We start from the raw sequence: 21397 nt of genomic DNA on the forward strand, positions 1-21397 counted from the left end.
CGACAACCGCACCACCAGAGGAGCCTGTCATGCCCAAAGTCGCCAGAGACCCGCTGCTCGCAGTGGCGCGGGTCGTCCTTGTCTTCCTTCAACTGATATCGGGCTTTGCCGCCATCTCGCTGGCCATTGCCCTTCCCGCCGTCCTCATATTCCGCTCGTCGGTTCTGGCCGAATTTGCCGAGGAAGGGGTTAGCACCGATGCGTTCTGGCCGATGACCGCGATGATCGTGCTGGGCCTTGCGACGGCGGTGCTGGTGTTCGTACTGGTGCGGCTGACTCGGCGGATCGTCGATACCGTCGCGCTGGGCGATCCGTTCGTACCCGATAACGCACAGCGCCTAAGTCTGATGGCATGGTGCATGCTTGCGATCCAGATCGTCACCATTCCGCTGGCAACGTTTGCCCGCCAGCTTGAGAGCATCACCGAAGGCACCCCGGATACCGAGCTTTCGATTTCGCTGTCAGGCCTGCTTTTCGTGCTGGTCCTCTTCATCCTCGCCCGCGTTTTCCGCAAGGGGACAGAGATGCGCAGCGAACTGGAAGGAACCGTCTGATGCCCCCCGCCACTTCCCCCGAGGACGGCAGCGGCATTACCGTTCGGCTCGACGACCTGCTCTACGAACGCCGCATGACCCTGACCGAACTGGCAGAGCGGGTCGGCATCACCCTTGCGAACCTGTCGATCCTGAAAACCGGCAAGGCCAAGGCGATCCGGTTCTCCACGCTAGAAGCGATCTGCCGCGAACTGGATTGCCAGCCGGGCGACTTGCTCTGCTGCCCACCCGCGGCCAAGGATGACGAGACGGACTGACACGCAGGTTCGTTGACCCCCTATTTTCTTGACATTGGGCGCGCCTGCCGCCATTGGCGCGCCCGATCCCTTTGGGGGTCATCCGTCCGAGACAGTCGGTGAGGGGAATTTGCCTCTCTTAATTTCCGGCCTAGACGGGGAAACGAGTTTCCGGTGGTCCGCCCCGTGCGTTGCCGCCAATTTGCGCCATTTGGCGCTCCTCCTTCCCTGATCGAACGGACTCGCCCGTGCTTCGGAGCCTTGCGCCCCGTTGCGCGGACACAATGAGCCGATCGCCTGCCCACAAGCGGGCGGTCAAACGTGAAGGAGCAAACATGGATCGTTCGCAAAAAGCCGAATCGGTCGCAACGCTCAACGCGGTCTTCAACGAGGTTGGTGTGGTGGTCGTCACCCGCAACCTTGGCATGACGGTGGCCCAGTCCACCGACCTGCGTGCGAAGATGCGCGATGCCGGTGCGTCCTACAAGGTTGCGAAGAACCGTCTTGCCAAGCGGGCGATCGTGGATACCGACTATGCCGGTATCGACGATCTGCTGACCGGGCCCACCGCACTGGCGACTTCGGTCGACCCCGTTGCGGCGGCAAAGGTCGTCGTCGATTTCGCCAAGACCAATCCCAAGCTGGAAGTCGTTGGCGGTTCGATGGGTTCGCAGGTGCTCGACGCCGAAGGTATCAAGGCACTCGCCTCGATGCCCTCGCTCGACGAACTGCGCGCCAAGCTGGTTGGCCTTGTCAATGCGCCGGCGACGAAGATCGCCCAGCTGTCGACTGCCCCGGCTGCCAAGCTTGCCCGTGTCTTCGGCGCGTATGCCGCCAAGGACGCTGCATAAGACGTTTCCAGCGATTTTCCCGGCCAGAGCCCTTGGCCTGCCGGGCATGAACTTAGGAGTGAATACAAATGGCTGATATCCAGAAGATCGTCGAAGAACTGTCGCAGCTGACCGTTCTCGAAGCCGCCGAACTGGCGACCGCACTTGAAGAAGCATGGGGCGTTTCCGCCGCTGCTGCCGTTGCCGTTGCTGCCCCCGCGGGCGGTGGCGACGCCGGTGCCGCTGCCGAGGAAAAGGACGAATTCGACGTCATCCTGACCGGCGACGGTGGCAAGAAGATCCAGGTCATCAAGGAAGTCCGCGCCATCACCGGCCTGGGCCTCGCCGATGCCAAGGCTCTGGTCGAAGGTGCGCCGAAGGCCGTCAAGGAAGGCGTCAACAAGGCCGAAGCCGAAGAGATCAAGAAGAAGATCGAGGAAGCCGGCGGTACCGTCGAACTCAAGTAAGCCTTTCGCTTACGCTCGGTCTCTCTCGAGAGATCAAAGGAAAGGGCGGCTCCATCGGGGCCGCCCTTTTTCTATTGCGCGGTATCTTAACTCAGAACCCGGCGGTCTGCCGGATGCGCAGCGTTCCCGGCGGTCCGCCGCGCGACATCGCGATGACGTGATCCACGCCGTCTATCGTCACGGCAATCGTCCCCTGCTCGGTCACTTCGATGAAGCGCTTGTTCTTCAGGTACCAGAGGTGAAACTGGAACTCGTCCTCCGAACAGCCAAGCATTTCCTGCACGAACCAGCCGATCACGCCCGGATCGTCGGAATGTTCGCGTCTTCGTTTGTAGAGATAGAGCAGGATCTTGGCATGCGCCTCGGCATCGCCCGCTGCGGTATCTTCGTTGATGGCGAAGTCACTTTGCGGCGGAATCTGGAACGCAGGTCGGCTGGTCTTGAAACCATAGGTGCGGTCGTACTCGGCGCGCTTTTCCGGATCGCGCAGCGTGCGGTACGCCTCCATCACGTCGTTGAACCTGTCCGGGTCGGCGGTTTCCGCATTGTCCGGATGGTACATCTTGGCGAAGTAATGGTACGCGAGTTCCAGAATGCGGGCATCGCAGTCCGGGTTGACCTTCAGAACCGAATAGAAATCGACGCGCCCCAACCCGTCTTCCATACCGTACCCCCAATGCGAACGGAGCAAACCAATCCCGGGCCGTTCGAAACGTGGACGATACCAGATTGGTGCGATCACGCCATTAACAGATGCGTTTAGGCGCGCACCTCGCGCCATTCGCCGGGAGCAAGGCCCTCAACGGCCCAGTCGCCGATCTGCCAGCGGACCAGCCGCAGTGTCGGCAATCCAACCGCGGCGGTCATGCGGCGGACCTGCCGGTTGCGGCCTTCGGATATGGTCAGGCGCAGCCAGCCATCGGGCACGGTTTTGCGGAACCGGACCGGCGGATCGCGGGGCCAGAGGTCGGGCGGGTCGATCGCTTCGGCCTTGGCCGGGCGGCTCATGCCGTCCTTCAACCGCACGCCTTTGCGCAAGGCATACAACGCGGGTTCGTCGATGGTGCCCTCGACCTGCACCAGATAGCTTTTGGGCAGCTTGAACTTCGGATCGGAAATCCGCGCTTGCAGCCGCCCATCGTCGGTCAGCAGCATCAGCCCCTCGCTATCGCGATCCAGCCGCCCCGCCGGATAGACTCCGGGTACGTCGATAAAGTCCGACAGCGTACGCCGGGGCGAGCCTTCGGTGCCCCCATTCCGCATATTGGGATCGGTGAACTGGCTCAGCACATCGAAGGGCTTGTTGAAGAGGATCAGGCGCGCCATCGCCCGCGCCTAGCAGGCAGCACGCTAAAGCGCGAGGTTCACGCGCACGCCCATCATGTCGATCCCCGGGTTCTGGCCCCGGTTGAACAGGCGCGCGTGGCTCACGTGCATCCAGCTTGCCTCCACGCTCACCCGATCCGACACGCGCGCACCCAAGGCGATTTCGGGTTCGAACAGCACGCGGCTGCCCAGTTCGAGGTGGCGGCCATCGGGCGCGATCTTCTCGCCAGGCCCGTCATGGATGGCAAGGCCGACGCCAGGGCGGACATAGATGGGCCCCTTGCCGAAGGTCCAGCTCATCCCCACGGCTGCGAAATCGGTGCCGCCATCGCTGTTGACCGCGCCGACGACATAGGGCGCGGGGCTGCCGATGAAATCCAAAGCGTCTATCCCGTCGAAGCGATAGCCGATGACCCCGTCGATCCCGCTCTCGCCGGTTTCGAAGGTGAACGGCGTGTCGACCGCGTGGGCATAGGCGCCAACGAATACCTCGTCCGCATGGGCGGGTGCGGCGGTGGCTACCCCGCCAAGCATCGCAGCAAGATACGCGGCGGTGGCAAGTTTCAGGCGCATGAAACGGCAATCCTCGGCAGGTTTTTGGGTTTCCGTGTGCGCTTTGGCTGTTGCCCGCTTGCTGCAAGCTGAAGCGTTCGTTCGGTTGCGGTTGAAATTTTCTTGGCCGGGTAACGGACTTCGCCTAACCGGGCCGGCTTTATGTCTGACGCAGGCCACATCCTTACCCGCTCCAACAGCCGCTTTGGCCACCCGGAGCAGACGCTGCGCGCCGAATTCGGCGCGACGGCACGTCTGGCCGTGCCCTTGGCGGCGGCGAACCTGTTGCAAATGGCGGTCTATACCGTCGACGTCCTGTTCATCGCGCGGATCGGCACGCAGGAACTGGCGGCCAGCACCCTGGCGGTGTCGAGCTATGGCCTGATGCTGTGGTGTACGATGGGCCTGATCAGCGCGGTCGCGCCGATGGCGGCAACGGCGCTAGGCCGTGGGCGGCACGCGGTGCGCGAAGTGCGGCGGTCTTTCCGCATGGCGCTGTGGCTATCGGTTCTGGCGGGACTGTTTGTCATGGTGGGGTCGAACCTTGCCGAACCTTTCATGCTGTTGACCGGGCAGAGCCCGCAGATCGCGGCGATGGCGGGAGAGTATCTGCGCTGGCTGTCCCCGGCGGCGATCCCGGTACTGGCGGCTGCGGCGCTGCGGATTTTCGTATCGACGATGGACCGCGCGGTGATCGCGACGTGGGTCACGGTATTGGCGCTGATAGTGAACTTCATCGGCAACTGGCTGCTCATCTTCGGCAACTGGGGCTTTCCGGCGCTGGGCCTGAAAGGCGCGGCGATTGCCAGCGTGATCACCTCGCTGGCGGTCCTGGCGGCCTATATCGCCATCATCCAGTCGGATCGCCGGATGCGGCGGCATTACCTTTTCGGGCGGCTGTGGCGGCCCGATTGGCAACGGCTGCGCGAATTGTGGCGGGTCGGATTGCCGATCGGGGCGATCACCTTGGCAGAAGGCGGGCTGTTCTCTGGCGCGGCCTATCTGATGGGCGCGATCGGCATGCTGGAATTGGCGGCGCATACCGTGGCGTTGCAGCTGGGCGCGCTGGCGTTTCAGGTGCCGATGGGCATCGGAACGGCGGCGACGATTCGGGTCGGGCTGCACAACGGCGCGGGATCGCGAGAAGGTATCCACCGCGCGGGACTGGCCGTGGTTTCGGTGGCAATGTGCTTTGCCGGGGTCTTCGCCGTAGCGATGATCGGCATGCCCAAAGTGCTGCTGTCGCTGTTCTTCGATGTCGATGCGCCGGTTAACGCCAATGTCGTGGCGCTGGCGACGACCTACCTCGTCGTCGCGGCGGCGTTTCAGCTGTTCGACGGGGCGCAGGCGGTGCTGGCGGGGCTTCTACGCGGCCTGTCCGACACGCGGGTGCCGTTTATCCTTGCCGTGATCGGCTATTGGCTGTTCGGGTTCGGCACGGCGTATATCCTCGGCTTCCACACCTCGTTCGGGGGCCTCGGTGTCTGGATCGGGCTGGCCGTCGGGTTGATCGTGACCTCGATCCTACTCGGCTGGCGCTGGCATCGGCGCGAGAGTCTCGGCCTTGTCATGGCTACGGCTTAGACAGCCGCAACGGCCCGCTTCACGCAGGCCACGCCCCATCGCGAAAAAACTTGATGAACGGTCCTTGACGACCACGTTCATTCCAACCATATCCGCGCCGCCGGCACTCTCATGGCGGGAGTGCCAAAGTTTATAGCAACTTTATTGGAAGAGGTCATCATCATGGCATTCCGTCCGCTGCACGACCGCGTTCTGGTCCGTCGCATCGAAGCCGACGAAAAAACCGCCGGCGGCATCATCATCCCCGACAGCGCCAAGGAAAAGCCGAGCGAAGGCGAAATCGTCGCCGTTGGTTCGGGCGCAAAGGCCGAAGACGGCAAGGTCACGCCGCTTGACGTGAACGCGGGCGACCGCGTCCTGTTCGGCAAGTGGTCGGGCACCGAAGTCAAGGTCGACGGCGAAGACCTGCTGATCATGAAGGAAAGCGACCTGCTCGGCGTGATCGCCTGAGCAACTAGCTTTCATCCCACACTGAATTCCCAAAAGGAGAGATAATCATGGCTGCCAAGGACGTGAAATTTTCGCGTGACGCACGCGAACGCATCCTGAAGGGTGTCGACACCCTCGCCAACGCGGTGAAGGTCACCCTGGGCCCCAAGGGCCGCAACGTCGTCATCGACAAGAGCTTCGGCGCCCCGCGCATCACCAAGGACGGCGTTACCGTCGCCAAGGAAATCGAGCTCAAGGACAAGTTCGAGAACATGGGCGCGCAGATGCTGCGCGAAGTCGCCTCGAAGGCCAACGACGCTGCCGGTGACGGCACCACCACCGCCACCGTGCTGGCCCAGGCCATCGTGCGCGAAGGCATGAAGTCGGTTGCCGCGGGCATGAACCCGATGGACCTGAAGCGCGGCATCGATCTTGCCGTCGGCAAGGTGATCGAGAACCTGCAGGCTCGTTCGAAGGACGTGTCGGGTACTTCGGAAATCGCACAGGTCGGCGTGATCTCGGCCAATGGCGACAAGGAAGTCGGCGAAAAGATCGCCGAAGCCATGGAAAAGGTCGGCAAGGAAGGCGTGATCACCGTCGAAGAGGCGAAGGGTCTCGAATTCGAGCTCGACGTCGTCGAAGGCATGCAGTTCGACCGCGGCTACCTGTCGCCCTACTTCGTCACCAATGCAGAGAAGATGACCGTCGAACTGGATGACCCGTACATCCTGATCCACGAAAAGAAGCTGTCGAACCTGCAGTCGATGCTCCCGATCCTCGAAGCCGTCGTCCAGTCGGGCCGTCCGCTTCTGATCATCGCGGAAGACATCGAAGGCGAAGCGCTCGCCACCCTCGTCGTCAACAAGCTGCGTGGCGGCCTGAAGATCGCCGCCGTCAAGGCGCCGGGCTTCGGCGATCGTCGCAAGGCGATGCTGCAGGACATCTCGATCCTGACCAACGGCGAAATGATCAGCGAAGACCTCGGCATCAAGCTCGAGAACGTGTCGCTGAACATGCTGGGCACCGCCAAGCGCGTTTCGATCGACAAGGACAACACCACGATCGTCGACGGTTCGGGCGATGCAGAGGCCATCAAGGCCCGCGTCGAGCAGATCCGTGCGCAGATCGAAACGACCACGTCGGACTACGACCGTGAAAAGCTGCAGGAACGTCTGGCCAAGCTGGCCGGCGGTGTTGCGGTCATCAAGGTCGGCGGCGCTTCGGAAGTCGAGGTGAAGGAACGCAAGGACCGCGTCGACGATGCGCTGCACGCAACCCGCGCCGCTGTTGAAGAAGGCATCGTCCCGGGCGGTGGTACCGCGCTTCTCTATGCCACCAAGGCTCTTGAAGGCCTGAAGGGCGAGAACGACGATCAGACCCGCGGTGTCGACATCATCCGTCAGGCCATCATGGCCCCGGTTCGCCAGATCGCGACCAACGCCGGCTTCGACGGTGCGGTCGTATCGGGCAACCTGCTGCGCGAGAACGACGAAACGCAGGGCTTCAACGCGGCGACCGACACGTACGAGAACCTTGTACAGTCGGGCGTTATCGACCCGACCAAGGTCGTTCGCACTGCGCTGCAGGATGCGGCATCGGTCGCCGGTCTGCTGATCACCACCGAAGCGGCGATCAGCGACGTTGTCGACGACAAGCCCGCCCCGGCGATGCCCGACATGGGCGGCATGGGCGGCATGGGCGGCATGGGCGGCATGGGTTTCTAAGCAAGCCAGCCCAACGGCACAGGAAACGGGGGTCGGAAGCACGCGCTTCCGGCCCCTTTTTCTATGCGCCATCATGGGATTTATCGGGCCGATTTCCCGTCATGCAAATAAACATGGGATTTCGTTAGATTTCTCGGCACTTTCCACCGTGGCATGCGTTGCATGCACCAAGACCCATAGCGTCTGACGTTTGACACAAGACCCCGGAGGCACCCGATGCGCCTGCCGCACAAGGCCCACCTTGCCGTCGTCGATGGCAATAAATTCGTGCTCATGCAAAACGAGGGCACGCCTGATTCACCCTCTTTGAAAGAGGTTGCAAAGCCCGAACTGACCGCCAGCAATTTCAGCGCAGGCGTGCGCCATCAGGACGATGTTGGCCGCAAACTGGGCCGCACCGATCTTGACGAACTGGCCCATGCCGCCGCCGCAAGCGAGTGGCTTAACGCCGCCGTTCTGGACGGCACGATCGAAAAGCTGGCCGTAACCGCCGATCCCAAGACCCTGGGTGAGATGCGCCGCCATTATCACACGAAGCTTCAACAGGCGCTGATCGCCGAAGAAGCCAAGACGCTGACCGGCGAGCCGATCAGCCGGATCGAAAAAGTGCTGCTATCCGAATAGAGGGTGCCAATCGGGACGAAGAAATGGACGGGTCTCAAACTCTGAAATCGATGCATGATGCGCAGCAGCCGTCACGCGACGATACGGGGATCGAAGATACGGTGCGCCAAACGCGCCGATCCTCGATCCGTATGGCGCTGCGCGATGCGACGCAGGCAGAGCATGGGGCGACCGAGGACGCTTTCGCCCTGTTCGACCTGACGCGCCGTGGACATTACCGCGCCTTCCTGACCGCGCACGCAATGGCGCTGCCCCGCTTCGAACTGGCGGTGACGGGTCAGGGCTGGTCCGGGTGGCAGCCGCGCCTGCCCGCGCTGGCCGACGATCTGGCCGCGCTGCACGCGCCCCTGCCCGCCCCGATGATCGCACCCCGCGTATCGCCGGTCGCCGCGTGGGGCGTGCAATACGTGATCGAAGGGTCACGGCTTGGCGGCCGGCTATTGTCAGAACGTATCCCGCAAGGTGCGCCCAGCTTCTACCTTTCCGCCAGCCCCGATATGTCGGTGCGCTGGCAGGCGTTCTGTTCCGCGTTAGAACGCGCAGGCGCAGAGGAAGGCCCGGCATGGCTGGACGAGGTTACGAATGCGGCTATAGAAACCTTTCGCGTATTCCGGAGGGCCGCAGACGTCGCCGCCGCTCAGGCCTTTGCGGAGGATAATCTTTGAAGCAGCACGTCTCGGGGTCGCAGCCCGTAGATCTGACAAACTGTGACCGGGAGCCCATCCACATTCCCGGAACTATCCAGCCCTTCGGTTTCATGATCGTTGTCGGCTCGGACTGGATCGTGCAGCGCGCTGCCAATACCGAACTCTACCTCGGCATCGAGCCACTGGGCCTGCTGGGCCATCCGCTGGGCGGCGTGTTCCTCCCGCATGCCATGCGCAGCCTGCGCGGCCGCGTCTCGCAATTGCGCGGCGATGATGCGGTCGAACGCATCTTCTCGATGCGGCTGGTCGAAAACGGCAAGCCGTTCGATGTGGCGATCCACTTTTCCGGCCCCTCGGTCATTATCGAATGCGAACCCGCCCGCGGGGACGAGATCGAGGTTTCCTCTTTCGTCCGCACGATGATCACCCGCATTCAGAACGCTGATTCGATGCAGGCAATCATGCGCGAAGGCGCGCGGCAGGTGCGGTCGCTGACCGGGTTCGACCGGGTGATGGTCTATCGCTTTGCCCCGTCAGGCGCGGGCGAAGTCGTGGCAGAAGCGCTGGAGCCTGGGGTCGACAGTTTCCTGGGCCTGAACTTCCCGGCAACCGACATCCCGCAGCAAGCCCGCGCGCTGTATGTCCGCAACGTGTTTCGCATCATCGCCGACGTGGACGACGCGCCGATCCCGATCCAGCCCATCGACGATCGGGAGCCGCTGGACCTCTCGCTCTCGCTGTTCCGCGCGGTATCGCCCATCCATGTCGAGTACCTGAAGAACATGGGCGTGCGCGCCTCGCTCTCGATCTCGATCATCATCGGCGGCAAGCTGTGGGGCCTGTTCGCCTGCCACCACTATAGCCCCCGTCTTCCCAGCTTTGCCGAACGAAGCGCGGCGGAACTGTTTGGACAGATGTTCTCACTCTTGACCGAAAGCCGGTTGCGCAGCGAGCAGACCGCCTACGAAGACAGCGCCCGCAAGGTGGCCGACCGCCTGATGGCCGCCGCTGCCCAGGATTCGGACCGGCTGACCGATGCGCAGTGGATGGGCGACCTCGTGCTCGATGCGATCCCCGCCGATGGGGTGGGCGTGTTCGTCGACGACAGCGTGTCGCTGACCGGCCTGACGCCGGATGAGCAGCAGTTCCGCACGCTGCTGAACGCGTTGAACCGCCGCAATGCCGGCCAGATATTCACCACCAATCGGATCAGCGACATTCTGCCAGAGGCAGAGGCCTATTCCGACAAGGCGGCGGGCCTGCTCGCCATTCCGATTTCGCGCCGTCCGCGCGATTACGTCCTGCTGTTCCGGTCCGAGCGGCTGCGTTCGGTCCGCTGGGCGGGCAATCAGGAAAAAGAGGTCGAATACGGCCCCAATGGACCCCGCCTGACCCCGCGCAAAAGCTTTGAGGAATGGTCCGAGCTCGTCCGGGGCGAGGCAAAGCCGTTCGAGGAAGCCGAGATGCGCGTGGCCGAGGCGCTGCGCTCGACCCTGCTCGAAGTCGTCCTGCGCCTGACCGAAGCTGCAAGCGAAGATCGCCGCCGCGCGCACGAACAGCAAAAGCTGCTGATCAGCGAATTGAACCACCGCGTGCGCAACATCCTCGCGCTGATCCGCGCGCTGATGGGCCAGACCAGCCGCGAGGCTGATGACGTCAACGCCTTCGTCGCAACGCTCGATTCGCGCATCCAATCGCTGGCCCGCGCGCACGACCAGCTGACCGCCGACCAGTGGGGCCCGGCCCGCCTGGAAGACCTGATCGTGACCGAGGCGAAGGCCTATTTTCAGCCCGACCGCCAATCGGTCCGCATGTCCGGCCCCAATGTTTCCATCGTGCCAGAGGCGTTCACGGTCATGGCGCTGGTCATCCACGAACTCATCACGAATGCCGCAAAGTACGGGGCGCTGAGCGACAGCGGTTCGGTCGATATCGACTGGCGGATCGGATCGGACGGCGAACTGGTGATCGAATGGCGAGAGATCGGCGGCCCCGCCGTGATGCCGCCTAAACGGCGCGGTTTCGGCACGACCGTGATCGAGAACTCGATCCCCCACGAATTGGGGGGAGAGGCCGTAACCCGATACAAGACCGCCGGGTTCGAGGCCGATTTTGCAATCCCCGCACGCTATGTCGCCAGCGCTCGGGAACGGGATGGAGTGACAAAAGCCGTGCAGGCAGACCGTACCGGTGGCGCCGACCTGATTTCGGGCAAGAAGGTGCTTTTGGTCGAAGACAGCGCGCTGATCGCACTGGATGCAGAGGATTCGCTCCGCGAACTGGGCGCGAGCGAAGTGGTATTGGCCGCCAGCAACGCAGTCGCCGCGCGGGCAATCGAAGGGGGCGATATTCAACTGGCCGTGCTGGACTTCAACCTTGGGCGCGAAAACTCCATGCCAACCGCCGAACGGCTGGCCGATGCGGGCATCCCGTTCCTGTTCGCCTCTGGCTATGGCGGCGAAGGCACGATCCCCGACCGCTATGCGCATGTGCCCGTGGTGGTAAAGCCCTATGGCACCAACCAGATCGAAACGGCCTTCGCCGAACTAGGCCGGTCTTTGGCCGGCGACGCCTAGGCGGCGGGCATCTGCTGGCTGGCGCAGTGAAAGCTGCCTCCACCCGCCAGCACCGCCGTGCCGTTCAAACCGATAACCTGCCGATCGGGGAACAGCGCGGCGATGGCCGCGACCCCTTCGGCATCGTGCATGCTGCCAAACGTGGGCACGACGACGAGGTGCGTGGTGATCGCGAAGTTCATGTAGCTGGCCGGTTCGACCCAATCGCCGCTGGTGATCGATCCCGGTGAAGGCACGTCCACCACGGTCACGCCAAAGTCGCTCGCCCGCTGGCGGGCATCGCCATAGACCGCGCGGTTAGGGTCGTCCTTGCCGGTCGGCACCGGCAACGCCAGCGTGTTCGGCGCGACAAAGCGGGCAAGGTTGTCGACGTGCCCATCGGTGTGATCGTTGAGCAATCCATCGCCCAGCCACAACAAACGGTCGAAGCCCAGGTCCCGCTCCAAAGCCTCTGCGATCTGATCGCGCGACATGTGCGGGTTGCGATTGGGGTTCAGCAAACACTGCTCGGTCGTGACCGCCAGCCCGGTGCCATCGCCGTCCAGCGCCCCGCCTTCCAGAATCCAGTTCGCCGTCGCGATATCCAGCCCAGCGTCAGTGGCCAGTGCTGCCCCGATGGTCTGGTCGCCCTCCATCAGGTACTTCCCGCCCCAGCCGTTGAAGCCGAAGCGCCGCGCCGCGCGGTTGCCCGCCCCGTCGCTCACCACCAGCGGCCCGGTATCGCGCAGCCAGATGTCGCCATAGGTCCGCCGCTCCAGCGTGACGGCGGCGCTGCACAACTGCCGCGCGCGCATCTCGTTCGCGCCGTCGCGGACCAGCAGGCGTACCTCCTGCCCCGATTCGGCGACGGCATTGGCGAAGGCGGCGATCTCTTCCTGTGCGGGGGCCAGCACACCGGGCCATTCGTCGGCATCGTGCGGAAAGCCGATCCACAGCCAGTCCTGCCGGTGCCATTCGGGCGGCATAAGCCAGGTCTGCTCGGTCATCTCGGTTCGGTCTTTCTGCGCAAGTCGAAGGGTCGTTGCAGCGCCGGTGCCAGACCGCGGCAACGGCGGCAAGCCTCGCGGAAAGAACGGCGATTTGCTATGGAGCAGAGCATGACCAGAAACCTGCTGCCCCTGATCCCGCTTGCCCTGACTGCCGCCTGCAACGCGTCCGACGATACCGCGCCCGCACCCGAGGCAAGCGAGACCGCCGCCCCTGCTGAGGCCACGCCCAGCGCAACACCAACGGACGACCCCGGCGAGACGACCGAGACGGTCCTGCCCGAAAGCGCCTTTCCGGCAAGCTATCGCGCGCTGGGAACCGAACCGTTCTGGTCGGTTCACGTCAGCGAAGACAGCTTGCGCTATATGACGCCCGAAAACCCCGATGGCGTGCAAGTGCCGATGACCCGCGAACAAAGTGCGCAAGACGAATCGATCGTCAGCGGTGAGATCGAGGGCAAGCCAATCAAAATGCGTGCGCGGGTAGAGGAATGCTCCGACGGGATGTCGGACCGGCTTTATCCCTATACGGTGACGGTCACATTCGGTGAGCAAGAGCTTCGCGGCTGCGCCAGAACGCTCGACGGTTGATGGTGCGCTGCACAAAATGCCTAAATCGCGCCCTAATTGGCAGGGGCGCTGACAAACTTGCAAGTTATTAAACTCTTGATAAATAACAGAGTTATAAGTTATTTGCGATTTTTGCAATCGTAAATTCCATTTTCGCACTTGCGAAATAGCATGATTCACCGCACTTAGGACGGGCCTTACAGGCATCCTCTCCCAAACTAATACGGCCCGGCTGGTTTTTCCCGCCGGGCCTTTTTTTGTCCGCGATTCGCGTATCGGCGCACGCAGCCGCGATTGTATCGCGCGGAACCACTTCCCATCTCGTCCTTTGAAACACCGGGGGATACCTCCGGGCCGCGATAAGACGAGGACGACACATACATGGCCGATGCAGACGCGACGATCATCCGCGAGGTGAAGCTGCAAGTCGCGGCGGCAAGACAGGAAGAATCGGGCCACGGCATCGCCCGCATCCCCCGCGATGCGATGGCGACGCTGGGCCTTACCGAAGGCGACGTGATCGAGATCGAGGGCAAGCGCGTTACGCCTGCCCGCGCGCTGCTGCCCTATCCCGAAGACGAAGGCTTGGAACTGATCCGGCTTGACGGTCTGGAACGCGGCAACGCCGAAGTCGGATCGGGTGAGCATGTCTGCGTCCGCAAGGCCGAATCGCGCCCCGCCACCCGCGTCGTCTTCGCCCCGGCCCAGCGCGAGATGCGGCTACAAGGTCCGGCAGAGGCGCTGCACCGCAACTTTTTCGGTCGTCCGTTGACCGCCGGCGACCTTGTCGCCACGCGCGGGCAACAGCGAGTGCAGGACATGCCGCCCGAAATCGCCCGCATGTTCAACGCGCCCGCCTACGCGCTGACCCAGATCCGCCTGCAGGTATTGTCGACGAGTCCCAAGGGCATCGTCCACATCGACGAGAATACCGAGGTCGAACTGAAGGCAGAGTTCGAGGAGCCGCGCGATGCGCGCGCCGCCGTGAACTATGACGACGTCGGCGGCATGGGCGAGACTATTCAGCAATTGCGCGAGATGGTCGAACTGCCGCTGCGCTATCCCGAACTGTTCACTCGGCTGGGCGTCGATCCGCCGAAGGGCGTGCTGCTGCATGGCCCGCCGGGCACTGGCAAGACGCGGCTGGCGCAGGCCGTCGCAAACGAGAGCGACGCGAACTTCTTCCTGATCAACGGGCCGGAGATCATGGGCAGCGCCTATGGCGAATCCGAGAAGCGCCTGCGCGAAGTGTTCGAAGAGGCCGAGAAAAACAGCCCCGCCATCGTCTTCATCGACGAGATCGATTCCATCGCGCCCAAGCGGCAGAACGTGCAGGGCGAGGCGGAAAAGCGCCTTGTCGCACAGTTGCTGACGTTGATGGACGGGCTTCAGGCCCGATCCAACCTTGTCGTCATCGCCGCCACCAACCGGCCCGATGCCATCGACGAGGCGCTGCGTCGCCCCGGCCGTTTCGACCGCGAAATCATTGTCGGGGTGCCGGACGAGAAAGGTCGGCGCGAGATTCTGGCGATCCACACCCGCGGCATGCCGCTCGACGACGATGTCGACCTGACCGAACTGGCCCGCACCACGCACGGCTTCGTCGGTGCCGACCTTGCCGCCTTGGCGCGGGAGGCTGCCATCGATGCGGTGCGCCGGATCATGCCGAAGATCGACCTCGACGCGCGGACCATTCCGCCAGAGGTACTGGACGAATTGAAAGTCGTCCGCGACGACTTCATCTCGGCCTCGAAACGCATCCAGCCCAGCGCCATGCGCGAAGTCATGGTTCAGGCACCGACCGTGGGCTGGTCCGACATTGGCGGGCTGGACGATTCGATTGAGATGCTGCGCGAAGGCGTGGAACTGCCGTTGAAGAACCCCGATGCCTTCAAGCGTCTGGGTATCCGTCCGGCCAAGGGCTTCCTGCTCTATGGCCCGCCCGGAACCGGCAAGACGCTGCTGGCAAAGGCCGTCGCCAAGGAGGCGGAGGCGAACTTCATCTCGATGAAATCGTCCGACCTGCTGTCCAAGTGGTACGGAGAGAGCGAGCAGCAGATTTCCAAGCTGTTCGCCCGCGCCCGTCAGGTCGCGCCCTGTGTGGTCTTTATCGACGAGATAGACAGCCTTGTCCCCGCGCGCGGGTCGAGCGGTAACGAGCCGCAAGTCACCGCCCGCGTGGTCAACACGATCCTTGCCGAGATGGACGGGCTTGAGGAATTGCAATCCATCGTCGTGATCGGCGCGACCAATCGGCCGACGCTGGTCGATCCGGCGCTGCTGCGTCCGGGGCGGTTCGACGAACTGGTCTATGTCGGCGCGCCGGGTGAGCCGGGGCGTCTGCACATCCTAAAGATCCACACGTCGAAAATGCCGCTGGCCGACGATGTCGACCTTGCCGCCATCGCCAAGAAGACCGAGCGCTATACCGGCGCGGACCTTGAAGACGTGGTCCGCCGCGCGGGCCTCAACGCCATCCGGCGCGAGGGCAGCTCGGTGTCCAGCGTTACCAAGGCGGACTTCGACGATGCCCTGAAGGATTCGCGCCCCACGGTCACCGATCACATGGAAAGCGAATACGCCAAGATGCGCGGTGAGTTGAAACGCCGTGCGGCGGAGGTGAATCCCATCGGCTTCGTCACGCCTGGGATGTTAAGCCCCACCCGCGACAACAAGCACGAGTAAGCCAAAGACCCGCCGCTAACCCCGGCGGGCCTTTTTGCATCACCCCTCTGCCAATGCGCCTTCGATGCGCAGCGGCCGGGTTGGCTGGATACGCTGGCTGGCGATCTGTTCGGGCATTTCGCGGCGCAGCCAGTCCATCATCGATTCGCGGATCGCCACGCGCAGGTCCCACAATTCCTGCGAATTGCCGGCACTGAGCAGCAAGCGCACTTCCATGGCCGAGGGCGTCAGGTCGGTCACCTGCACATTCTGCACCCGCTTATCGAACAGGGGATGCACGGCGATCTGGCGTTCGAACTCCGCGCGGATCGGGCCGACGTCGGTCGCGGGGTCGACGTAGAGCATGACCGAACCGAGCAGTTGCGCATTCTTCTTCGTCCAGTTCTCAAACGGCTCTTCCAGAAACTTGGTCGTGGGCACGACCAGTCGCCGCTCATCCCAGATGCGCACGACCACATAGGTCGTCTTGATATCTTCGATCCGGCCCCACTCACCCGCGACGATCACAACGTCGTCGATCGAGATCGGCTCGGTAATCGCCATTTGCAGCCCCGCGATCAGCGACTTCAATGCCGGTTGCGCCGCGGCGCCGACCGCCAGCCCCGCCAGACCGGCAGAGGCCATCAGCGTCACGCCAATATCGCGAACACCGGGAATCGACAGCAGCATCAGGCCCACGGTGACGAAGATGATGATCGCCGTACCAATGCGCGAAAATATGGCCAGCCGCGTCCGCTTTCGCCGGGCCTGCCGGTTGTCGGCCACGGTAATGTCGGCCCGTACCGTCATCGCGTGGATAAAAGCGTGCATCACCGCCAGCGCCAGCCAGCCGACGATGGCGGGCATGACGAAACCGGCGATCTTCTCCCACGCCATTTCCAGCGCCGGGATTTCCCGCGCAGCCAGCACCAGCGCCAAGGCGATGAAGGCATAGCGCGAAGGGCGCACCAGACGGCGGACCAACACATCGTCGGTGCTGCTGCCGCTGCCCCGTGCGACCTTGCGCAGGATGCCGAACAACAGACGGTGCACCACCAATGCGACGGTGATCGCGACTGCCCCCGCCAGCACCGCCCACGCTGTTTCCCGCCACGCTGGCGGGATCATTTCGAACCAATCGATAACTCTATCCATGTCGCCGAAACCTAGGGTGCTGCATTGCAGCATGCAATGCCCCGACCCAAGTTTCGATCATTGGTCCGGCGTCAATCGGGGTGCGGGAACCGGATGTCGACGACCACGCCATCGGCTTCGAAATCGCGGTCGATGCTGCCGCTCAGTTGCCGAGCGCTCGACTGCATCAGCATCGATCCAAAGCCCTTGCGATCGCCCGGAGCCTTCGGCTCGGGCGAGATTTCGCGCCAGACGATCTCCAGCTCCCGATCTTCGCCCAGCCCGTGATAACGCCATTCGATCCGGATCTGCCCGCCATCCTGCGACCACGCGCCGTACTTCACCGCATTGGTCGCCAGCTCATGCAGGACCAGGCCCAGCGGCGTCGCCTCTCGCACCGTCAGCACCACCTCGGGCCCGTCGACCGATACCGGATTTTCGTTGCTGAGGTACGGAGCCAGCACCTTGTCGACCAGCACCCGCATGCTGGCATTGCCTCCCGCCGTGTCCTTGCCCTGCGTCGCTTCATGAGCGTCGAGCAGAGCGTGGATCCGGGCGGAAACCGCCTCGGTAACCGGCTTCGCCTCGGGCGCATCGCGCGCACTCATCCGGACAATGGCGAGGATCACGGCAAACAGGTTCTTCACCCGGTGGTTCAATTCGTGCGCCAAGAGATCGGCGCGGTCGCGCGCCTCTTCCAGCTCTCGCGCTTGCGCCGCCCGCGCCTCCGCATGGGTGGCACGCACCGTCTGCGACAGGCCAAGCCCCAATGCGCCGATGGTCATCAACAGCGACAGCGCCAGCAAGGGCAAGACGCGATCCTCCGCCGCCGCGGTTTCCGACCGTGCGGTGGCAAGGATGCCTTCCTCCAACCGCTCCATCTCCGTCAGCGAGGCGCGCAACCGCTCCATCGCAAGCCGGCCTTCGTTCGACAGGATACTCTGCTGCGCTTCGCGGATAGAGCCCTCTTCGATCAGGGCGACGTTGCGGCCCAATTCGGCGAACTTCGCATCGCTGCGATCCTCGATTTCCTGCAACAGTTCGATCTGACGCGGCAATACATCGGTTTCAGCCAGCCTTTCCTTTAACCGTTGCAACGCACGCGGATAAAGATCCTGCCCAAAGGCGTAAGAGGCCAAATAGCGCCGGTCGAGCGTGATGAAATAGCCGCGCTGACCTGCCTCGGCATTGATCGCCGCGCGGTCGATGTCGCGCAGCGCGCCGATGATCTCGGTCGTGCGACCGACCTGTTCGCGCTCGCGCCGCTCTGCCGCGATGGTCGACCACACAAGGAACAGGCTGCCCAGCACGCCAACCGCCGCCAGCGCCAGCACCAGCAGGGCCGACGCGCGCCGCTTGCGCGGCTTCGCGGCGGGCTTTTCTGCCGCCGGGGTCGGTTCGATCCTGCCTGCCGTCTCAGCCATCGTACTCATCGCGGTCCGGTCATAGCCGCCCGATCCGCCGCTGTCTGTGGCAAAACGCACCGGATCATGGCCATTGCCCCGCGATCAGTGCGCTTCGCCCCATGATTTTCCGGTGCCGATGTCGATGCCCAGCGGCACGTCCAGCGTAACCGAGGGCAATGCCGCTTCGGCCATGACACGCTCGATCACAGGGCTGGCGGCGGCGACATCGCCTTCGGGCAGTTCGAAGACGAGTTCGTCGTGCACCTGCAACAGCATCCGCACATCGTTCAGCCCCGCATCGCGCAGCGCGGGGATCATCCGGGCCATCGCGCGCTTGATGATGTCGGCGCTGGTGCCCTGGATCGGCGCGTTGATCGCGGCGCGTTCGGCCCCCTGCCGCTCGGCCTGGTTCTTGGAATTGATGTTGCGGAAGTGGGTTTTGCGCCCGAACAGCGTTTCGGAATAGCCGCACTCGCGCACCTTCTCGAGCGTTGCGACAATATAGCGCTGAATGCCGGGGAACCGCTCGAAATAGCGGTCAATCACCGCCTGCGCCTCGTCCGCATCGGTGCCCAACCGCCCGGCAAGGCCCCAGCGCGAAATGCCGTAAAGGATCGCAAAGTTGATCGTCTTGGCCTGCGCGCGGGTGTCGCGGGTAACTTCGCCATACATTTCCAGCGCGGTGCGGGCGTGAATATCCTCTCCGTTCGCGAACGCCTCTTTTAGCGGCGGCACGTCGGCCATGTGCGCGGCAAGGCGCAGTTCGATCTGGCTATAGTCGGCGGCGAGCAGGACGTTGCCTTCCTCTGCCACAAAAGCTTCACGAATGCGGCGACCGGTTTCGGTGCGGATCGGAATGTTCTGCAGGTTGGGGTCGGTGGAAGACAGCCGCCCGGTTTGCGCCCCGACAAGGCTGTAGCTGGTGTGCACCCGCCCCGTACGCGGATTGATCGCCTGTTGCAGTGCCTCTGTATAGGTGCTCCGCAACTTTGACAGTTGCCGCCAGTCCAGCACGCGCGCGGCCATGTCCACGCCTTGTGCGGCCAGCCCTTCCAGCACCGACTGGTCGGTCGAATACTGCCCGCTCTTGCCCTTTTTGCCGCCCTTGTAGCCCATCTTGTCGAACAGGATTTCGCCAAGCTGCTTCGGGCTGCCGACTGTAAACGGTTCGCCCGCCAGTTCGTGGATTTCCTTTTCGAAGGCGTCGATCTGGCCGCCGAACTCGGCTGACAGGCCCGACAGGAAATCGCGGTCGACCTTGATCCCCTCGCGCTCCATCCCGGCGACGACCGGGATCAGCGGGCGATCGACCTGCTCGTAAATGCGCGTCGCGCCCTCGTCTGCCACGCGCTGGCGCAGCACCTTCCAAAGCCGCCACGTCACGTCCGCATCCTCGGCGGCATAGCGGGTCGCCTTTTCGAGGGGGACGGCGCTGAACGGGATCTGCTTCTTGCCGGTGCCGCAAATGTCCTTGAACGTCAGGGTGGTGTGGCCAAGGTGCGTCTCGGCGAGCGAATCCATCCCGTGCGCCTGCCCGATGCCGCCTCCGCCGCGCCCTGCATCAAGGTCGAAGGACAGGATCATCGTGTCCTCTACCGGCCCCATCGCGATGCCGTGACGCGCCAGCACGTTGATATCGTACTTGATATTCTGCCCGACTTTCAGGACCGCATCGCTTTCCAGCAGCGGCTTGAGCTTGGCCAGCGCCTCATCCATCGCGATCTGCTCGGGCTTTTCGGCGAACATGTCGTCGCTGCCATGCCCCAGCGGGATGTAGCAGGCATCATTGGGGCCAAGCGCAAGGCTGACCCCCGCCAGTTCGGCGCGCATCGCGTCGAGCGAGCTGGTCTCTGTATCGATGGCGACGGCATGGGCGGCAAAGGCGCGGGCGATCCATGCGTCCAGCCGATCGGCGCTCTGGACGCATTCGTAGGTGTCGAGATCGACCTTCGGCCATTCGGGCAATGCCTGCCGCGTAGCGCCGGGCGCATTTTCGGCCGCCGCGTTCTGCGCTTTCGCCGGGTTCAGGTCGGTTGGCCGCGCCGGGCTGCCCGCACCCGCGCCAAGCCGCTTCAGCAGCGATGTGAACCCATGCTTTGACAGAAACGCCGCCAGCGGATCGGTCGGGATACCGTCGAGCGCGAAGTCCTCCAGCGCCATCGGCAGGTCGCAATCCTCTTTCAGCTGCACGAGGACGCGCGACAGGCGCGCCATCTCGGCATGCTCGATGAGGTTTTCCTTCATCTTGGACTTCTTCATGTCCGGCGCGGCGGTCAGCACCGATTCGAGATCGCCGTACTCGTTGATGAGCTTCGATGCCGTCTTTGGACCGATCCCGCGCACTCCGGGCACGTTGTCGACGCTATCGCCCATCAGCGCGAGGACATCGCCCAGTTGTTCGGGCAAGACGCCGAACTTTTCCTGCACTTCGGGAATATTGATGCGGGCATTCTTCATCGTGTCGAGCATGTCGACACAACCGCCGCCCTCGGCGCACTTGCCGACCAGCTGCATCAGGTCCTTGTCCGAAGACACGATCGTAACGTCCCACCCCCGCCGCGTGGCGGCGCGGGCATAGCTGGCGATCAGATCGTCGGCCTCCAGCAGGTCTTCCTCGATGCAGGGCAGCGAAAAGGCGCGCGTCGCATCGCGGATCAGAGGAAATTGCGGGATCAGGTCTTCGGGCGGCGGCGGGCGGTTCGCCTTGTAGTCGGGGAACAGGTCGTGCCGAAACGACCGCGATGCCTTGTCGAGAATCACCGCAAGGTGCGTCGGACCATCCGCATCGTCCAGATCCTGCGCCAGCTTCCACAGCATCGTCGTATAGCCATAGACCGCACCGACCGGCGTGCCTTCCGGGTCGGTCAGCGGGGGCAGGCGGTGATAGGCCCGGAAGATATAGGCCGAACCGTCGACCAGATAGAGATGGGGCTTGCGGGACGGGGTTTCGGCATCGCTCATGCATGGGGATTAGCAGCGCCTTGCGCCCGGGTCAGCCGCATTTTCGCATCGATCCACCGCATCGCACGTGATGCACGAACCATCGCGAGCCGCCCCATTTCCGCCGTATTGGCAGCAAATTCTCGAC

General features: G+C 63.6%; 19 protein-coding genes. 12 read left to right on the top strand and 7 right to left on the bottom strand.

Annotation, left to right across the window (positions count from 1 at the left end; translation table 11 throughout):
- Window positions 1-29 precede the first annotated feature (29 nt).
- The 4 genes from AB433_RS15180 (at window position 30) to rplL (ending at window position 2087) form a co-directional block, all read left to right on the top strand.
- Window positions 30-554 carry a DUF2975 domain-containing protein gene (locus AB433_RS15180; RefSeq protein WP_047822174.1) on the top strand — a complete coding sequence of 175 codons (525 nt, stop codon included), beginning with the start codon at window positions 30-32 and terminating at the stop codon, window positions 552-554.
- Complete coding sequence (locus AB433_RS15185) at window positions 554-811, top strand: helix-turn-helix domain-containing protein (RefSeq protein ID WP_047822176.1); 258 nt, start codon at window positions 554-556, stop codon at window positions 809-811. The genes AB433_RS15180 and AB433_RS15185 overlap by 1 nt, the downstream gene beginning before the upstream one ends.
- A 314-nt stretch (window positions 812-1125) precedes the next feature.
- Entirely contained in the window at window positions 1126-1641 is a 516-nt protein-coding gene (gene rplJ / locus AB433_RS15190; RefSeq protein ID WP_047824241.1) for a 50S ribosomal protein L10, read from the top strand.
- Between the two features lie 68 nt (window positions 1642-1709).
- On the top strand, window positions 1710-2087 hold the full coding sequence (gene rplL / locus AB433_RS15195; RefSeq protein WP_047822178.1) for a 50S ribosomal protein L7/L12: 378 nt from the start codon (window positions 1710-1712) through the stop codon (window positions 2085-2087).
- Between the two features lie 91 nt (window positions 2088-2178).
- Here the strand turns inward: rplL and AB433_RS15200 are convergent, their stop codons facing one another.
- From AB433_RS15200 to AB433_RS15210, 3 genes are all read right to left on the bottom strand, one after another.
- Window positions 2179-2751, bottom strand: coding sequence for a J domain-containing protein (locus AB433_RS15200; RefSeq protein ID WP_047822180.1), 573 nt, complete (start codon window positions 2749-2751; stop codon window positions 2179-2181).
- Between the two features lie 95 nt (window positions 2752-2846).
- Window positions 2847-3413 (bottom strand): pseudouridine synthase, encoded by a 567-nt coding sequence (locus tag AB433_RS15205; protein ID WP_047822182.1) that lies wholly within the window; start codon window positions 3411-3413, stop codon window positions 2847-2849.
- 24 nt (window positions 3414-3437) lie between these two features.
- Window positions 3438-3986, bottom strand: a complete 549-nt coding sequence (locus AB433_RS15210) for an acyloxyacyl hydrolase (RefSeq protein ID WP_047822185.1) — start codon at window positions 3984-3986, stop codon at window positions 3438-3440.
- A 141-nt stretch (window positions 3987-4127) separates the two neighbouring features.
- On the opposite strand from AB433_RS15210, the gene AB433_RS15215 reads away from it, so the two are divergent.
- The 6 genes from AB433_RS15215 (at window position 4128) to AB433_RS15240 (ending at window position 11549) form a co-directional block, all read left to right on the top strand.
- Complete coding sequence (locus AB433_RS15215) at window positions 4128-5549, top strand: MATE family efflux transporter (RefSeq protein ID WP_047822187.1); 1422 nt, start codon at window positions 4128-4130, stop codon at window positions 5547-5549.
- Between the two features lie 162 nt (window positions 5550-5711).
- Window positions 5712-5999: a co-chaperone GroES gene (groES, locus tag AB433_RS15220; protein WP_047824243.1), complete on the top strand. Its 288-nt coding sequence runs from the start codon at window positions 5712-5714 to the stop codon at window positions 5997-5999.
- 47 nt (window positions 6000-6046) lie between these two features.
- A complete protein-coding gene (gene groL / locus AB433_RS15225; protein ID WP_047822189.1) occupies window positions 6047-7702 on the top strand; it encodes a chaperonin GroEL in 1656 nt (551 codons plus the stop codon).
- Between the two features lie 216 nt (window positions 7703-7918).
- Window positions 7919-8326, top strand: a complete 408-nt coding sequence (locus AB433_RS15230; RefSeq protein WP_047822191.1) for a baeRF12 domain-containing protein — start codon at window positions 7919-7921, stop codon at window positions 8324-8326.
- Window positions 8327-8349: 23 nt separating this feature from the next.
- Entirely contained in the window at window positions 8350-8991 is a 642-nt protein-coding gene (locus tag AB433_RS15235; RefSeq protein ID WP_156170848.1) for a biliverdin-producing heme oxygenase, read from the top strand.
- Window positions 8988-11549: an HWE histidine kinase domain-containing protein gene (locus AB433_RS15240; RefSeq protein ID WP_047822193.1), complete on the top strand. Its 2562-nt coding sequence runs from the start codon at window positions 8988-8990 to the stop codon at window positions 11547-11549. Before AB433_RS15235 ends, AB433_RS15240 begins: the two co-directional genes overlap by 4 nt.
- Here AB433_RS15240 and AB433_RS15245 read toward each other — a convergent pair.
- The gene (locus AB433_RS15245) at window positions 11546-12535 is read right to left on the bottom strand and encodes an agmatine deiminase family protein (protein WP_047822195.1); all 990 of its coding nucleotides are present in this window, start codon (window positions 12533-12535) and stop codon (window positions 11546-11548) included. The two genes, AB433_RS15240 and AB433_RS15245, sit on opposite strands and share 4 nt — an antisense overlap.
- A 111-nt stretch (window positions 12536-12646) precedes the next feature.
- Here AB433_RS15245 and AB433_RS19610 point away from each other — a divergent pair, with 111 nt between their 5' ends.
- Together AB433_RS19610 and AB433_RS15255 are read left to right on the top strand one after the other, a co-directional pair.
- Window positions 12647-13126: a COG3650 family protein gene (locus tag AB433_RS19610; RefSeq protein ID WP_156170849.1), complete on the top strand. Its 480-nt coding sequence runs from the start codon at window positions 12647-12649 to the stop codon at window positions 13124-13126.
- A 360-nt stretch (window positions 13127-13486) separates the two neighbouring features.
- The gene (locus AB433_RS15255; RefSeq protein WP_047822198.1) at window positions 13487-15790 is read left to right on the top strand and encodes a CDC48 family AAA ATPase; all 2304 of its coding nucleotides are present in this window, start codon (window positions 13487-13489) and stop codon (window positions 15788-15790) included.
- 39 nt (window positions 15791-15829) lie between these two features.
- On the opposite strand, the gene AB433_RS15260 is transcribed toward AB433_RS15255, so the two are convergent.
- The 3 genes from AB433_RS15260 to polA all read right to left on the bottom strand — a co-directional run bounded on the left by AB433_RS15260 (window position 15830) and on the right by polA (window position 21270).
- Complete coding sequence (locus tag AB433_RS15260) at window positions 15830-16924, bottom strand: mechanosensitive ion channel family protein (RefSeq protein ID WP_053059292.1); 1095 nt, start codon at window positions 16922-16924, stop codon at window positions 15830-15832.
- 71 nt (window positions 16925-16995) lie between these two features.
- Entirely contained in the window at window positions 16996-18387 is a 1392-nt protein-coding gene (locus tag AB433_RS15265; protein WP_053059203.1) for a sensor histidine kinase, read from the bottom strand.
- Between the two features lie 24 nt (window positions 18388-18411).
- Window positions 18412-21270: a DNA polymerase I gene (gene polA, locus AB433_RS15270; protein WP_047822200.1), complete on the bottom strand. Its 2859-nt coding sequence runs from the start codon at window positions 21268-21270 to the stop codon at window positions 18412-18414.
- Window positions 21271-21397: the final 127 nt, after the last annotated feature.

Origin of the sequence: Croceicoccus naphthovorans, from assembly GCF_001028705.1 — a bacterium.
Classification (GTDB): Bacteria; Pseudomonadota; Alphaproteobacteria; order Sphingomonadales; family Sphingomonadaceae; genus Croceicoccus; species Croceicoccus naphthovorans.

Excerpts from the sequence above, each read along its gene's own strand:
- AB433_RS15200 (WP_047822180.1), bottom strand. The coding sequence starts at position 2,751 with ATGGAAGACGGGTTGGGGCGCGTCGATTTCTATTCGGTTCTGAAGGTC.
- AB433_RS15185 (WP_047822176.1), top strand. The coding sequence starts at position 554 with ATGCCCCCCGCCACTTCCCCCGAGGACGGCAGCGGCATTACCGTTCGG.
- AB433_RS15235 (WP_156170848.1), top strand. The coding sequence starts at position 8,350 with ATGGACGGGTCTCAAACTCTGAAATCGATGCATGATGCGCAGCAGCCG.
- AB433_RS15215 (WP_047822187.1), top strand. The coding sequence starts at position 4,128 with ATGTCTGACGCAGGCCACATCCTTACCCGCTCCAACAGCCGCTTTGGC.
- AB433_RS15230 (WP_047822191.1), top strand. The coding sequence starts at position 7,919 with ATGCGCCTGCCGCACAAGGCCCACCTTGCCGTCGTCGATGGCAATAAA.
- AB433_RS15260 (WP_053059292.1), bottom strand. The coding sequence starts at position 16,924 with ATGGATAGAGTTATCGATTGGTTCGAAATGATCCCGCCAGCGTGGCGG.
- groES (WP_047824243.1), top strand. The coding sequence starts at position 5,712 with ATGGCATTCCGTCCGCTGCACGACCGCGTTCTGGTCCGTCGCATCGAA.
- rplJ (WP_047824241.1), top strand. The coding sequence starts at position 1,126 with ATGGATCGTTCGCAAAAAGCCGAATCGGTCGCAACGCTCAACGCGGTC.
- AB433_RS19610 (WP_156170849.1), top strand. The coding sequence starts at position 12,647 with ATGACCAGAAACCTGCTGCCCCTGATCCCGCTTGCCCTGACTGCCGCC.
- AB433_RS15205 (WP_047822182.1), bottom strand. The coding sequence starts at position 3,413 with ATGGCGCGCCTGATCCTCTTCAACAAGCCCTTCGATGTGCTGAGCCAG.
- AB433_RS15180 (WP_047822174.1), top strand. The coding sequence starts at position 30 with ATGCCCAAAGTCGCCAGAGACCCGCTGCTCGCAGTGGCGCGGGTCGTC.
- AB433_RS15255 (WP_047822198.1), top strand. The coding sequence starts at position 13,487 with ATGGCCGATGCAGACGCGACGATCATCCGCGAGGTGAAGCTGCAAGTC.
- rplL (WP_047822178.1), top strand. The coding sequence starts at position 1,710 with ATGGCTGATATCCAGAAGATCGTCGAAGAACTGTCGCAGCTGACCGTT.
- polA (WP_047822200.1), bottom strand. The coding sequence starts at position 21,270 with ATGAGCGATGCCGAAACCCCGTCCCGCAAGCCCCATCTCTATCTGGTC.
- AB433_RS15210 (WP_047822185.1), bottom strand. The coding sequence starts at position 3,986 with ATGCGCCTGAAACTTGCCACCGCCGCGTATCTTGCTGCGATGCTTGGC.
- AB433_RS15245 (WP_047822195.1), bottom strand. The coding sequence starts at position 12,535 with ATGACCGAGCAGACCTGGCTTATGCCGCCCGAATGGCACCGGCAGGAC.
- groL (WP_047822189.1), top strand. The coding sequence starts at position 6,047 with ATGGCTGCCAAGGACGTGAAATTTTCGCGTGACGCACGCGAACGCATC.